Raw genomic sequence first — 13,640 nt, forward strand, 5'->3', positions numbered from 1 at the left:
GTCGTGGCTGGTCTCGCCGCGCGTCCATTGCAGAGGACCGACAATGACCTCCTCACTGGGTAAAAATTTGGCGCCTCCCTCTGGTGTTGCCCGTCGGCAACACCCACATTGGCGATGGACATGAGAACCTGTTTCCGGGCGTCGTATTCGGGTGATTGCCTTTGAGGGATCGCCAGGGGGAGCGCGCCAATTGGGGCGGCTCCCAGAGGAGATGCGCATGAACATTGAGAAATACACCGACCGTTCCAAGGGATTCCTGCAGTCGGCCCAGGGCCTCGCCCTACGTGAGAACCACCAGCAGTTCACCCCTGAACATCTTTTGAAAGTCCTGCTTGATGATCCCGAAGGTCTCGCCTCCGGTCTGATCGATCGCGCCGGCGGCAATTCACGTCTCGCCTTGCAGCAGACCGAGCAGGCGCTCGCGAAATTGCCGAAGGTGCAGGGCGGCAGCGGTCAGGTCTATCTGGCGCCTGGCCTGGCGCGGGTGTTTGAGGCCGCCGAAAAGGCTGCCGACAAGGCGGGCGACAGCTATGTCACCGTGGAGCGCCTGCTGCTGGCGCTGGCCATCGAAAAGGACAGCGAGGCTGGCAAGGCGCTCGCCGCTGCAGGCGTCACCGCCCAGAATCTGAACACCGCCATCGAGGCCTTGCGCAAGGGGCGCACCGCCGATTCCGCATCGGCGGAACAGGCCTATGACGCGCTGAAAAAATACGCCCGCAACCTCACCCAGGCGGCCCGCGAGGGCAAGATCGATCCGGTGATCGGCCGCGATGAGGAGATCCGTCGCGCCATCCAGGTGCTGTCGCGTCGCACCAAGAACAATCCGGTGCTGATCGGCGAGCCGGGCGTCGGCAAGACCGCCATCGTTGAAGGTCTGGCCCGGCGCATCGTCGATGGCGACGTGCCCGAGAGCCTGCGCGACAAGCAACTGCTCGCCCTCGACATGGGCGCGCTGATCGCCGGCGCCAAGTATCGCGGTGAATTCGAGGAGCGCCTGAAGAGCGTGCTTGAGGAGGTGCAGTCCGCCGAGGGTAATATCGTGCTGTTCATCGACGAGATGCATACGCTCGTCGGCGCCGGCAAGACCGATGGCGCCATGGATGCCTCTAACCTGCTGAAGCCCGCCCTGGCGCGCGGTGAACTGCACTGCGTCGGCGCCACCACGCTCGATGAGTATCGCAAGCATGTGGAGAAGGATCCGGCTCTGGCCCGCCGGTTCCAGCCGGTTTTCGTGTCCGAGCCTACGGTCGCAGACACCATCTCGATCCTGCGTGGCCTGAAAGAGCGCTACGAACAGCACCACGGCGTTCGCATTCAGGATGCGGCGCTGGTGGCGGCCGCGACCATGTCGAACCGCTACATCACTGACCGCTTTCTGCCCGACAAGGCGATCGATCTGATCGATGAGGCGGCGGCGCGGTTGCGTATGGAGGTCGACAGCAAGCCGGAGGAGCTGGACTCCATCGACCGCGAGGTCGTGCGCCTGAAGATTGAGGCGGAGGCCCTCAAGAAGGAGACGGACGCTGGCTCGAAGGACCGGCTCGTCCGGCTTGAGAAGGAACTGGCTGACCTTGAGGAGAAGTCGTCGGCGCTGACCAGTAAATGGCAGGCGGAGAAAGACAAGCTCGGCAAGGCGGCTGACCTCAAGCGGCGGCTCGACGAGGCGCGCAATGATCTGGCCATCGCCCAGCGTCGTGGCGAGTATCAGCGGGCTGGCGAGCTGACCTATAGCGTCATCCCCGGTCTCGAGAAGGAGCTGGCGGACACGGAGGCAAGCGGCAAGGATGTGGTGCAGGAGGCGGTGACGCCGGACAATATCGCCCAAGTGGTGTCTCGCTGGACTGGCGTGCCCATGGAGCGGATGCTGGAGGGCGAGCGCGACAAGCTGCTGCGCATGGAGCATGAGCTCGGCCGGCGCGTCGTTGGCCAGCATGAGGCCGTGGTCGCGGTGTCGACCGCCGTGCGCCGTGCGCGCGCCGGTCTGCAGGATCCGAACCGGCCGATCGGCTCGTTCATCTTCCTCGGCCCGACGGGCGTGGGCAAGACCGAGCTGACCAAGGCGCTGGCGTCGTTCCTGTTCGATGACGAGAACGCCATGGTCCGCCTCGACATGTCCGAGTATATGGAGAAACACTCGGTGTCGCGCCTTATCGGCGCCCCTCCTGGTTATGTCGGCTATGAGGAAGGTGGCTCGCTGACCGAGGCGGTGCGGCGTCGGCCCTACCAGGTCGTGCTGTTCGACGAGGTCGAGAAGGCGCATCCGGATGTGTTCAACGTGCTGCTGCAGGTGCTCGATGACGGCCGTCTGACCGATGGCCAGGGCCGCACCGTCGACTTCCGCAACACGCTGATCATCATGACCTCGAACCTCGGCGCCGAATATCTGGTGAACCAGAAGGATGGCGAGGATTCCGGCGCGGTGCGGGATGAGGTCATGGGCGTGGTGCGCAGCCACTTCCGGCCGGAGTTCCTGAACCGCGTCGACGAGATCATCCTGTTCCACAGGCTGATGCGCGACCAGATGGGGCAGATTGTCGACATCCAGCTGAAGCGTCTGTCGCGGCTTCTGGAGGAGCGGAAGATCTCGCTCGAAGTTGATGAGGACGCCCGGGAGTGGCTGGCGGCCCGGGGCTACGACCCGGCCTATGGCGCGCGTCCGCTGAAGCGGGTGATTCAGAAGAACGTCCAGGATCCGCTGGCCGAGCTGATCCTGGCCGGCAAAGTAAAGGATGGCGACACGGTGCCTGTCACCGCAGGCCCGTTGGGGCTGGCGGTCGGCGATCTGTCCGTCAGCGCCGCTGCGGAACGCCCGCAGGGCGCGCCGCTCAACTGACGCCATTACCCGAGGAGCATGGCTCATCAGGTAATGGTCAAGCCAGAGCGGGCCTGAGACTTGCCGGTCGCGGATGCGTCAGCGTCTATGCCGCCAGCCAGGGCTGCATAGATACCGCGAACAGCATCGCAATCTTGCCGACAGTGGGCGTGGCGCCATAGGCGCCACGCCCTTTTTGCGTGTCGCGGCGGTGCGCCTGTTTCGTTGAATTTGCCACGGGTTGCTGCTGGCGCGCAAAATGTGACGTCGGGATATCATCGCTGTGACAATACTATTGAGCGTGTCTCCTTGTATTCGTCCGGGTGGCTTGTGAATTTTCTTGATTTTATTGCTGTGCTGGTAGCACGATGATCTGTGTGGGGGCGCTGCCGGGGCGGCGCATGGCAGGTCAATCCTGGCCGGTCAGCTGTTCGTGGCGTTAGAGTTTGGATAAGGCAAGCCATGCGCAGCAGGGTGAAAACGGCGATTTCTGTTGGAGTGGACGGAGACGGCGAGGCGGATCAGGCGTCTGCATCGGCCCAAAGCGGGGGCACCCAGCCTCTCGGTGCAGCAAACGACGTGGCCACAGTCGCTATCGAGCCAACCAGTCCGACACGGCGCGAACACGATCTGCTGGGCGAGGCCGATGTCCCTGCGGATGCCTATTGGGGCGTGCACACCTGGCGCGCCGTCAACAACTTCCCCATCACGGGCGTGCGAATCGGTGATTTCCCGCAACTGGTGCGGGCGCTGGCGCTGGTGAAACACGCCGCGGCCCAGGCTAACCGCCGCCTCGGCGCCTTGTCGCCCGACAAGGCCGATGTCATCAGCCGCGCCTGCGCCGACATTCACGCAGGCGATTTGCTGCACGACCAGTTTATCGTGGACGTCATTCAGGGCGGGGCTGGCACCTCCACCAATATGAACGCCAATGAGGTCATCGCCAACCGCGCGCTGGAGCTGATGGGGCGCCACAAGGGCGATTACGCGGCGTTGCACCCCAATGACGACGTCAACATGGCGCAGTCGACCAATGACGCCTATCCGACTGCGGTGCGCTTGGCGCTGATCCTGTCGACACGCCCGCTGTTAAAGGCGCTCGATCAGCTGTGTTACGCGCTCAAGGGCAAGGCGGCGGAGTTCGGCGATGTGCTGAAGATTGGCCGCACGCAGCTGCAGGACGCGGTGCCCATGACGCTCGGGCAGGAGTTCGACGGCTGGTGCGTCACCCTGCGCGAGGACATCGACCGGCTGCAGGAGGCGGCGGCGCTATTCCGCGAGATTAATCTGGGCGCGACAGCGATCGGCACCGGCGTGACGGCGGACGCTGGCTACGCCACGCTGGCGGTGGAGGAGCTGGCGCATCTTTCTGGCGTGGCGGTGACGCCAGCGGCCAATCTGGTCGAAGCCACCTCGGACATGGGCGCTTTTGTGCTGTTTTCCGGCGTACTCAAGCGACTGTCAGTGAAACTGTCGAAGATCAGCAACGACCTGCGCCTGCTGTCGAGCGGTCCGCGCGCCGGCTTCAATGAGATCAATCTGCCGGCGGTGCAGGCCGGATCCTCGATCATGCCCGGCAAGGTCAATCCAGTGATCCCGGAAATGGTCAATCAGGTCGCCTTTCAGGTCATCGGCGCCGATCTCACGGTCACGCTGTGCGCCGAGGGCGGGCAGTTGCAGCTCAACGCCTTTGAGCCAACCATCGCTTATTGCCTGCTGACATCGCTCAAGCAGTTGACGTCGGCGATTGACGTGCTTCGGGAGCGATGCATCGACGGCATTACAGCCAATCGCGCCCATTGCCGCGACAGTGTCGAGAACTCCATCGGCCTGGTCACCGTGCTTGGACCAGCGCTCGGCTATGAAACTGCCTCGCGCCTCGCCGGTCGGGCATTGCTTGAAAATCGCCGCATCGCTGATCTGGTTCTGGAGGAGGGACTCATGGCGCCCGAACGCCTCGCAGAGGCCCTGCGGATCGAGGCGATGACCGCGCCCCAGCGTCTGAAGGCCAGCCCTGCGCTACGCTCCAGCCCGGTAAAACCTTAACCGACAAGGCTACGGCGGTCCGCGACAATACCCGTTCGCCGACCTGCAGGCGACAGACGCGGCGTCGCTGCATCCCAGGCGGGGGGACTCCTCCACCCGCATCTTGCCTCCGGCGCAATACAGGGCGGCGCCAAGGCCGCCCTTCACGCCTTACAGATTGATACGGCGAACGCTCGCTGCGTCGTGCTCATCCAGGTCGCCGCCGGGCCCAGGATCATCAGGGGCGCGGGCGATCGGAAAGATCACCTCGCCAGGCGGCCGTGGTCGTGATGGCGACGGCTTGCTGGCCGACCCATTCGCCGAGGTCGCTGCGGGTCCGGTGGTTGTGGACGGGGCCGCGGGCGGTTGCGCCGCCAATTTTGTGGCGTCCGTCGGGGCAGGGCCTGCGGCGTTTGCAGGCCTGCCGGCCTCGGGCGTCACACCGCCAGGCGCTCGTGGAGAAGTCGTCGCAACCTCGGCCTGCTGCGCGGCTGTGGTAATAGGCGTGGCTTCTGGCGGCGCTGACTGCTGCACATGCTCCGGTGTGGCTTCAATGAAGCCGTGCACCGCCGCCTCATCACCGTCAGCGAGCACATCTTCACTTGGGTGATGGCTGGCGTGGGCGCCCAGCATCTCTGTTGGCGCGGCCCAGACAAAGGCGTCCAGTCGGCCGGTGACCGGTGAGATCGGCATCCACGCGTCCGCCACGAGCCCGTCGGCGATCCATGCGGGATCGCGTGGCGCGCGTGAGGCGCGCGCCAGCCACTCACGCACCTGGCCGGCGCCAGCTGGACCATTCTCGGCGATCTCGGCCATCATCAGGCAGACGCGGGCCGGCGGCCGCACGTGCAGGAGCGGCTCCAGCGCCGCCCTGGCCCGATCGTATTCGCGGGCGTCGATGGCGGCGCGCGCCACGATAATCCGCGATTCCTCATGGCCAGGGGCGATGCGCTGCAAGGCGCGGGCGCGCTCCAGCCGGTCGAGGGCGGAATCGCCAGGTCGCATGTCGATATAGGCTGCAGCGATCTCGGGGTGCGGATGCAGCTTCCAGCCTGCCTCCAGCACCCGGGCGGCCTTGCGCAGCGACCCCTGGCGCGCCAGCAGTCTGCCCTGAAGGGACACAGCGGGCACAAGCTCTGGCGCAAGTTTCACCGCCTGGCGCAGGGCGTCGAGCGCCCCATCAGGGTCCTTGTCCTGGCGATCCATGGCGTCGGCGGTGAGCAACACCGCGCGCTGGCGCCGCGCCGCGTCCTTGTCGACACGGCCCGTCGACAGGCGCCGTTCAAGCATGGCCAGCGCCTCGCGCCAGCGCCTTTGCGCGCCGAAGTGCTCAAGCATCGCGTCATTGGCCCAGCCAATGCCGGGATCCAGATGGGCGGCCTTGCCGGCGAAGCCATAGGCTTCAGCCAGCTCCCCCTTGCGCCGCGCCTCAACATAGAGGCCGCGCAATCCCAGAACCTGGGTTTCAGGCTGTTCGAGCATGGCGCGGAAGGCGTTCTCGGCGGTCTTGCGATCACCGGCCAGCTGCGCCGCCTGGGCGCGCAGCAGCAAGGTCATGGGCTCGCGACCAAGCAGCTTCTCGGCCTCCAGCGCATGGCGACGCGCCATCGCCGCGTCGCCGGAGCCCACAGCGACCATTCCTTGTGACAACGCCGTGAAACCGCGCTGCCGCCGTCGGCCTCGCGTGGCGACGCTCATGATATCCGGCAGGCGAAACACCAGCCGCACCACGGTCCACGCCAGCATGGCGGCGACCAGCACGGCGAGCATCGCCAGCACCGTCACGGCGACTGACGTCTCGATGCGGTAGCCATGCCAGACCACGGCGACATCGCCCGGGCGATCCGCCAGCCAGGCAGCGCCGGTCGCGATCAGGGCGATCAGAATGATGAACCACAGCACCCTGATCATGGCCGGCCACCCTGCGTCTGCACTGCGCCGGCCGGCGCGGCCGCGCCCTGGCTGACGATGGCGGCCATGGCGTCATTGAGCGCGGCGCGGGCTGCCTGCTCTGCGGACACGCGCGCCTGCAGGGCAGCGCCAAAGGCTGACGATTCCCGCCGCAAGCCTTCTGGCAAGCTGGCCCAGGCCCGCGCCGCCATATCAAGGTCGCCGCGCTGCAGGGCGTCTGTCAGCCGCTCGAGCGTACCTTCCTCCGCCGCAACCGGCTGGCCGTCCTGATCAACCGGCCGGATGCGCACCAGGCGCGAGGCGCTGGCCTTGAGGCGGTCGAGCATGCCTTCATTATGATGTTGCAGCGTGGACAGCCGGTCAGCCAGCGGCGCAAACTCCTGACGCAGCGTTGCAACGGTGGCAAGGCCCGCAGCGCCAGCCTGCAATCGGGCCATAGCCGCTGGATCGCCGCCTGCTGCGGCCAGCGCCGCGATGTCGCTAGCGAACGGACGCCCCTCCTGGATCGCCTGCAACACCTCCGAGGCGGCGAGGGCGCGCGCGATTGCGGCGATGCGCGGCTCATTGCTGCGGGCGGCGAGGTTGCGCCCCAGCTCGCCAACACGGGCGTCGAGGGTCGCAACGCGCCTTCCAGCCTCGGCGGCAGCGCTGGCCGCCGCGTCGGCGCGTGACATGTCGATGCTACGCACCGCGCCAGCGAGCGCGCCCACTTCGGAGCGCGCCTCACTGGCCTGGGCGCTGGCCTGACGCGTGGCCTGTTGGAGGCTGGTCAACTGCTCGGCCATCGCCGTCAGACGCGCAGCGAGCGCGTCATCCTGCGCTGGTTGCTGTAAGGGGGCTTCCCCATTGTCCGGCTTTTCGCCAGTGGACGTCGCCGCGGGCGCCGGCTGCGCTGTGGCGATCTGCTGCGCCAGCGCTTTGGCCTCATTGGCCAGCGCCGCGAGGCGGCCATCAACCTCAGTCACCCTGGCGCTGAGCGCCGTTACCTCGGACTTCGGCGCCAGCGCATTCACCTGTGCCGCCAATTGTTGCTCGAGCGCCGAAAACTTCTGCTCCAGCGCGCCATCCTGCTGAATGGTGCCGATCCCCGTCGGGCTAATCACCGAGACGATCCAGGCGCCGGCCACACCCGCGCCGGCGCCGATCACCGCAGCCAGCAGGCCACCGCCAAACCCCAGGCCGGACTTTGGCGCCTGTGCGGCGCCGGAAGGCGGCGTTTTGCCAGAGCCAGCCGCCGCGTCCTGATGGGCCGCCCCAGCGCCGGCTCCACTGGAACCTGCCGCCGCTAAAGGCGCGACTCCGTCAGTCGCAGGACGGCTCGGAGCTGATGAGGCCCCTGCATGTTTGCTGCCGGACGGCGACTGCGCGGCGCTGGGCGTCGTCTTGTCCGAAGGCTTGTTGCTCGTATCAGCCGTCGGCTTCGTCGCCGGCTCATCCGGGTTGGCCTTCAGATCGATGGTGGCGGGCTGGCGTAATGGCGATGGACGGATCGGCGGGACCGGCGAGGCGGCGCTGCTCTCTGTAGTCTGTGGCGGCGCCGCTGAAGGCGTGGCGGATGTGGGGGCCGTCGTACCGGCGTTCTCGTTCGGAGCTTTCCCGGATGAGCCTGCGCCCGTGGAAGACCTGTCCGTCATCGCCAATCATTCTCCGCTGGGTCTGAACGCGCCGCCCGCGACTGGCCGGCCTGCGCGGAAAACATAAGATCTGCGGGCGGCAGCGCCAACCGGCGTCACGCGATCGCCTCGTGGTCCTTCCAGTCCAGAGCAGAATGCGCCGGGATGGCGGCAAAGGCCAGCGCCCGTCGCGGATCCGCCACAGGCGCTAATCCGCCATCTGGTCTGCTGCGGCGCCTCGCCGCCCCAGACAATCAGGCGCGGACGTTCTCGGCGAGCCCGGCGACAGCGGCGATCATGGCGTCATCGTCAGGGTGGGAGGCGACGATAATGTGGTCTGCGCCGATGTTTTTCAGCTCTCTGGCCGTATCGGCCGAGATGCACACATGCCGCAGGGTCGCCGCCACTGCGTCAAGACCCGACGCCTTCGCCAATTCCATGAACAGCGCGGCGCTGCGCGGCGAATAATGCAGGATGCAGTCGACCGCATGGTCGCGGAGCGCGGCCAGCGCCTGCGGCGTCAGGCTGGCGGCAGCGTCGGCGTGATAGCAGACCCAGACAACGGGCTCGAGGCCGTCGGCCCGCAACATGTCGACCAGGTCTTCCTTGCGCTCGCGACCAGCGGCGAGCAGCAGGCGGCTGCCTGGCGGCAAGGTCTCGCGCGCCATTTCCGCCAGGTCCCGGCGATCTCCTGACGCAGACAGCACATGCAGAAAACCGGCGCGGCGCGCATCCTCGGCCGTCCGGTCGCCGACAGCCAGCACCGGCAGGTGGGCCGGGGCTTCGGGAAAACCGAGCAACGAGCCTGGGCTGGTCATGATGATGGCGTCGAACCGCCCCAATGGCATGGCGACCCCACTTGGGGCGATAGCCAGCACCGGTGACTCAATCACCTCATGCCCCATCTGGCGCAGTCGCTGCGCCGTCGCCGCAATGCGTGAACCGGGACGCGTAACAAGAATTCGCATGGCCGCCTCCCAATGTCAGAGCCGCTGCACATGAGTCGCTACCCGCTTATGCGCGAAAATTCATGCGTGCGCATCAACGCGACAGTGAGGCGTGCCTGATTGTGAATGCAGGAGGCCGCGCAACCCGCAGGACCATGCCCGGCAGGGGGTAAATGAGCGAACGGCTGTAACACTCCGGTCGCATCAGGCGCGCTGGCGCAGCAACGGGCGAGCCCGCCCCGTCTCGCTGTCATCGCAACAATCTGGCGTCCGGATTACTTGGACGTCTGGTGCTGCAGCAGCGCAGGATTGGCGCGCGCCTGAATATCACGGCCCGCCTCTTCGCCGAGCGCCGCCGCGTCATTGACGTGACCTTCGCGAATGCTCTCCACCCAGTCGGAGCCGTCGACAGACAGCAGCAGGCCACGCAGCCGCAAGGTCTCGCCGCTGACCTGGGCGAGACCGGCGATGGGCGTGCGACACGAGCCGTCGAGCACCGTGAGGAAGGCGCGCTCTGCCGCCAGCGCGTAGCCGGTGTCGGCGTGAATGATCTGCGCCAGCGCGCCACGCACCACGTCGTCCCTGGTGCGTGCGGTGATGGCGATCGCCCCCTGGCCGACCGCCGGCAGCATCTCGTCCAGCTCCAGCAGGGTCGCCGCAGGATCACTGACGCCGAGCCGGCGCAAACCTGCCGAGGCCAGCAGCGTGGCGTCAAAGCGGCCCTCATGCAGACGCGCCAGCCGGGTCTGCACATTGCCGCGCAGCAGGCCGGTGGTGACGTCGGGCCGCAGACGCAGCACCTGGGCGGCGCGTCGCAGCGAGGCGGTGCCCACCACCGCCCCTGGCGGCAGCGCAGCCAACCCCTTCGCCGCAGGCGCGATCAACACGTCGCGCACGTCTTCGCGCTCCAGATAGCCAGCAATGGTCAGATCGTCGGGCAGCCAGGTTGGCAAATCCTTGGCCGAATGCACGGCCAGATCGATGGCGCCAGCCTGCAGGGCCGAATCCAGCTCCTTGGTGAACAGGCCCTTGCCGCCTGCCTCGGAGAGCGCCCGATCCTGGATCATGTCGCCGGTGGTGCGAATAACGTCGAGCGTGACCTGGGCGGGTTCCAGCCCCAGCACAGCGAGTAGCCGGTCACGCACAATATTCGCCTGGGCGAGGGCGAGCGGACTTCCGCGCGTGCCGACGACGAGGCGGGACATGGACATGGACGATCTCACTCCAAAGGCCAGCAGCAACGCGGCCCGGCTGGAACGCGCGCTGCAGCCTGACTGCAATTCGACTGGATAAGCGGCTGATGCCCTGGGTAACAGCGCCGTCGCGGCTTCTATAGAGCATGAAATGCAAAAGTGGGAGCCGATTTGCGGACAGGATGCCGCAACCCCGCCTTAACTGTCGGTGATGGAGTAGGGCGCTGACCGGGTTCGATCACCCCTTGCGGGCTGCGCCGGATTCCAATTGAGCGTAGCATCCATTAAAGCGCTTGGGCGCGGGTCATGGATTCGGCCAGCCTCGCCATGCCGCGCTTGTGACGTCGCTCGCGCCGGCCTGTGATGCTCGCCTGATTGACGCCGGCCTGTACGCGCTGGCGCGCTCGCCGCAGGCCTGCGAGCGCTGCGCAAGTCGCGCGCAAGCGCGTCGGATGCTATGGACGGTGCGCCGTCGCCGCCCGCTGCGGCGCCCAGTAACAGCGGCATTGTGCTGCGGAGTGATGGTTACGCCATGCGTGTCCTTGGAATCGAGACGACCTGCGACGAGACGGCTGCGGCGGTTGTTGAAACCGATGGCGCAGGGCGTCCGATTATCCGCTCCAATGAAGTGTTTAGCCAGATCGCCGCGCACGCAGCTTATGGCGGTGTAGTTCCGGAGATCGCCGCCCGCGCCCATGTCGAGGTGGTCGATCATCTGATCGCCAGGGCGCTTGAGAATGCAGGCGTCGAGTTGTCCGATATCGACGGCTTCGCGGCTGCTGCAGGCCCTGGACTGATCGGCGGCGTGATGATCGGCCTCACCGCCGCCAAGGCGCTGTCGCTGGTCACCGGCAAGCCGCTGATCGCCGTGAACCACCTAGAAGGCCATGCGCTGACGCCGCGTCTGGTCGAACAGGTGCAGTTTCCCTATCTGCTGCTGCTGGCCTCTGGCGGCCATACCCAGCTGATCGCCGTACTCGGCGTCGGCGAATACGTCCGGCTCGGCACCACGATCGACGACGCCATCGGCGAGGCGTTCGACAAGGTGGCGAAGATGCTCGGCCTGCCTTATCCGGGCGGCCCACAGGTTGAACGTGAGGCCGCGAAGGGCGATCCGGAGCGTTTCGCACTGCCCAGGCCAATGCTGGGCCGGCCCGTTCCGGATTTTTCGTTGTCAGGCCTGAAAACGGCGGTGCGTCAGGAGGCCCAGAAGATCCTGCCGTTGCGCGCCGTCGATGTGTCCGATCTCTGCGCTTCCTTCCAGGCGGCTGTGGTCGACGCCGTGGTCGACCGCACCCGGGTCGCCTTGCGCGCTTTCAGGGAGATTGCAGGGCGTCCCTCGGCGCTGGTGGTGGCAGGCGGCGTGGCGGCGAATATGGCGATCCGGCGTGGCCTCGACCGGCTGGCGGCGGAGTCTGGCGTGCGCCTCGTCGCCCCGCCGCTGGGACTTTGCACCGACAATGGCGCCATCATCGCATGGGCAGGTCTCGAGCGGCTGCGCATGGGCATTCAGGATGACCTCACTGTCGCCGCCCGCCCGCGCTGGCCGCTGGATCCGAGCAAGGATACCCGCGCCGGCGCCAAGGCCTGAGCTTTGGGCATGGCCGTGGCCGAAGATCGCTTCTCCCGGATCGCCGTGGTCGGCGCGGGCGCCTGGGGCGTGGCGCTGGCCAACGCCGTCGTGCGCGCGCAGCCGCTGGCCGGCGGCGAAACCGTGCCGCTGTGGGGACGTAACGCCGAAGACATGGCCGCCATGGCGCAGACGCGCGAGGCCGGTCGACATTTGCCCGGCGTGCGTCTCGAGGATGAGGTCGCGCCGACCAGCAATGCGGCGGTCGTAGCCGACGCAGACGCGGTGTTGCTGGTGATTCCGGCGCAGCAGATACGCCCGGCGCTCATCGGGCTGAAGCCGCATCTGTCCCGCGAGGGCTTGCCGGTGATCATCTGCGCCAAGGGTATTGAGCGGGCTTCCGGCCTGTTCATGTCGGATGTCGTCCGCGAGATACTGCCCTCGGCTGCGCCAGCCGTGCTGTCCGGGCCCAGCTTCGCCGCCGATGTGGCCTGCGGCTTGCCGACGGCGGTGTCGCTGGCGGCGGATGATGAGACCCTGGCGGCCGCCCTGGCGCGACGCCTCTCAGGTCCGACGCTGCGCATCTATCACAGCGACGACATGCGCGGCGTCGAGATCGGCGGCGCTGCCAAGAATGTGCTGGCCATCGCCTGCGGCATCGTCATGGGCAGGGGGCTCGGCGAGAGCGCCCGCGCGGCGCTGGTGGCGCGTGGGTTCGCCGAGATTGTCCGCTTCGCCGCCGCCTTCGGCGCCAGACCGGCGACGCTGATGGGCCTTTCGGGCCTGGGCGATCTGGTGTTGACCTGCGGCTCGGCGCAATCACGCAATTTCGCCTTCGGCCAGGCCCTTGGCGCCGGCGCCCCGCTGGCCGAGGCCAGCGGCGGCAAGTTGACGGAAGGCGCCGCCACTGCCGCGATCATGTTGCAGCGCGCGGCGGAGGCTGGCGTCGACATGCCGCTTGCCTCCTCTGTCGCCGCTATTCTCGAAGGTCGCATCGGCATCGAAGAAGCCATCGACCAGCTGATGCTGCGCCCGCTGCGCAGCGAGGCCTGATCGATATCGCAAGTCAGGCCCGATTATCTCACCTCACAGGAGCACGCGTTCATGGCCTTCTGGCTGTTCAAATCCGAACCCGACACCTGGTCCTGGGATCAGCAGGTGGCCCGTGGCGCTTTGGGCGAACACTGGAATGGCGTGCGCAACCACGTCGCCAAGCAGAATATGATGGCCATGAAGCTCGGCGACCTTGGCTTTTTCTATCACTCCAACAAGGGCAAGGAGATCGTGGGCATCGTGGAGGTGATCCGCGAGTATTATCCCGATCACACCGACCTTTCCGGCAAGTTCGGCATGGTCGACATCAAGGCCATTGAGGCCTTGCCGCGCCCCGTGACGCTGGAAGAGGCGAAGAGCGAGCCGCGCCTCAAGGAGATGATCCTCGTCAACAATTCCCGACTATCGGTGCAGCCCGTCACCGAAGCGGAATGGCAGGTGGTGCGGGAGTTGGGCGGGCTTGCCTGAGCTGGCCACCCCCCGGTGTCGCGACACGTGAGCCGCTATCTGGCCTCT

Annotated in this window: 10 protein-coding genes; 6 read left to right on the forward strand and 4 right to left on the reverse strand. The window is 66.7% G+C overall.

The window, feature by feature from the left end; genetic code table 11:
• Nucleotides 1-217 precede the first annotated feature (217 nt).
• Both clpB and AC6A67_RS16320 read left to right on the forward strand, forming a co-directional pair.
• On the forward strand, nucleotides 218-2,833 hold the full coding sequence (gene clpB, locus AC6A67_RS16315; protein ID WP_498037618.1) for an ATP-dependent chaperone ClpB: 2,616 nt from the start codon (nucleotides 218-220) through the stop codon (nucleotides 2,831-2,833).
• 441 nt (nucleotides 2,834-3,274) lie between these two features.
• Nucleotides 3,275-4,858 carry an aspartate ammonia-lyase gene (locus AC6A67_RS16320; protein ID WP_498037619.1) on the forward strand — a complete coding sequence of 528 codons (1,584 nt, stop codon included), beginning with the start codon at nucleotides 3,275-3,277 and terminating at the stop codon, nucleotides 4,856-4,858.
• Between the two features lie 150 nt (nucleotides 4,859-5,008).
• Here the strand turns inward: AC6A67_RS16320 and AC6A67_RS16325 are convergent, their stop codons facing one another.
• A complete protein-coding gene (locus tag AC6A67_RS16325) occupies nucleotides 5,009-6,748 on the reverse strand; it encodes a heme biosynthesis protein HemY (protein ID WP_498037620.1) in 1,740 nt (579 codons plus the stop codon).
• On the reverse strand, nucleotides 6,745-7,875 hold the full coding sequence (locus tag AC6A67_RS16330; RefSeq protein ID WP_498037621.1) for a COG4223 family protein: 1,131 nt from the start codon (nucleotides 7,873-7,875) through the stop codon (nucleotides 6,745-6,747). Before AC6A67_RS16330 ends, AC6A67_RS16325 begins: the two co-directional genes overlap by 4 nt.
• 217 nt (nucleotides 7,876-8,092) lie before the next feature.
• Here AC6A67_RS16330 and AC6A67_RS16335 point away from each other — a divergent pair, with 217 nt between their 5' ends.
• Nucleotides 8,093-8,449 (forward strand): hypothetical protein, encoded by a 357-nt coding sequence (locus AC6A67_RS16335; protein ID WP_498037622.1) that lies wholly within the window; start codon nucleotides 8,093-8,095, stop codon nucleotides 8,447-8,449.
• Between the two features lie 166 nt (nucleotides 8,450-8,615).
• Here the strand turns inward: AC6A67_RS16335 and AC6A67_RS16340 are convergent, their stop codons facing one another.
• Together AC6A67_RS16340 and hemC are read right to left on the reverse strand one after the other, a co-directional pair.
• Complete coding sequence (locus tag AC6A67_RS16340) at nucleotides 8,616-9,329, reverse strand: uroporphyrinogen-III synthase (RefSeq protein WP_498037623.1); 714 nt, start codon at nucleotides 9,327-9,329, stop codon at nucleotides 8,616-8,618.
• 254 nt (nucleotides 9,330-9,583) lie between these two features.
• The gene (gene hemC, locus AC6A67_RS16345) at nucleotides 9,584-10,519 is read right to left on the reverse strand and encodes a hydroxymethylbilane synthase (RefSeq protein WP_498037624.1); all 936 of its coding nucleotides are present in this window, start codon (nucleotides 10,517-10,519) and stop codon (nucleotides 9,584-9,586) included.
• A 514-nt stretch (nucleotides 10,520-11,033) separates the two neighbouring features.
• Between hemC and tsaD the strand changes: the two genes are divergently transcribed.
• The 3 genes from tsaD to AC6A67_RS16360 are packed head-to-tail and all read left to right on the forward strand — an operon-like array spanning nucleotide 11,034 to nucleotide 13,592.
• The gene (tsaD, locus tag AC6A67_RS16350; RefSeq protein WP_498037625.1) at nucleotides 11,034-12,092 is read left to right on the forward strand and encodes a tRNA (adenosine(37)-N6)-threonylcarbamoyltransferase complex transferase subunit TsaD; all 1,059 of its coding nucleotides are present in this window, start codon (nucleotides 11,034-11,036) and stop codon (nucleotides 12,090-12,092) included.
• 9 nt (nucleotides 12,093-12,101) lie between these two features.
• On the forward strand, nucleotides 12,102-13,124 hold the full coding sequence (locus AC6A67_RS16355) for an NAD(P)H-dependent glycerol-3-phosphate dehydrogenase (protein ID WP_498037626.1): 1,023 nt from the start codon (nucleotides 12,102-12,104) through the stop codon (nucleotides 13,122-13,124).
• Between the two features lie 51 nt (nucleotides 13,125-13,175).
• On the forward strand, nucleotides 13,176-13,592 hold the full coding sequence (locus tag AC6A67_RS16360) for an EVE domain-containing protein (RefSeq protein ID WP_498037627.1): 417 nt from the start codon (nucleotides 13,176-13,178) through the stop codon (nucleotides 13,590-13,592).
• Nucleotides 13,593-13,640 lie beyond the last annotated feature (48 nt).

The organism is Camelimonas sp. FR25 (genome assembly GCF_059740505.1).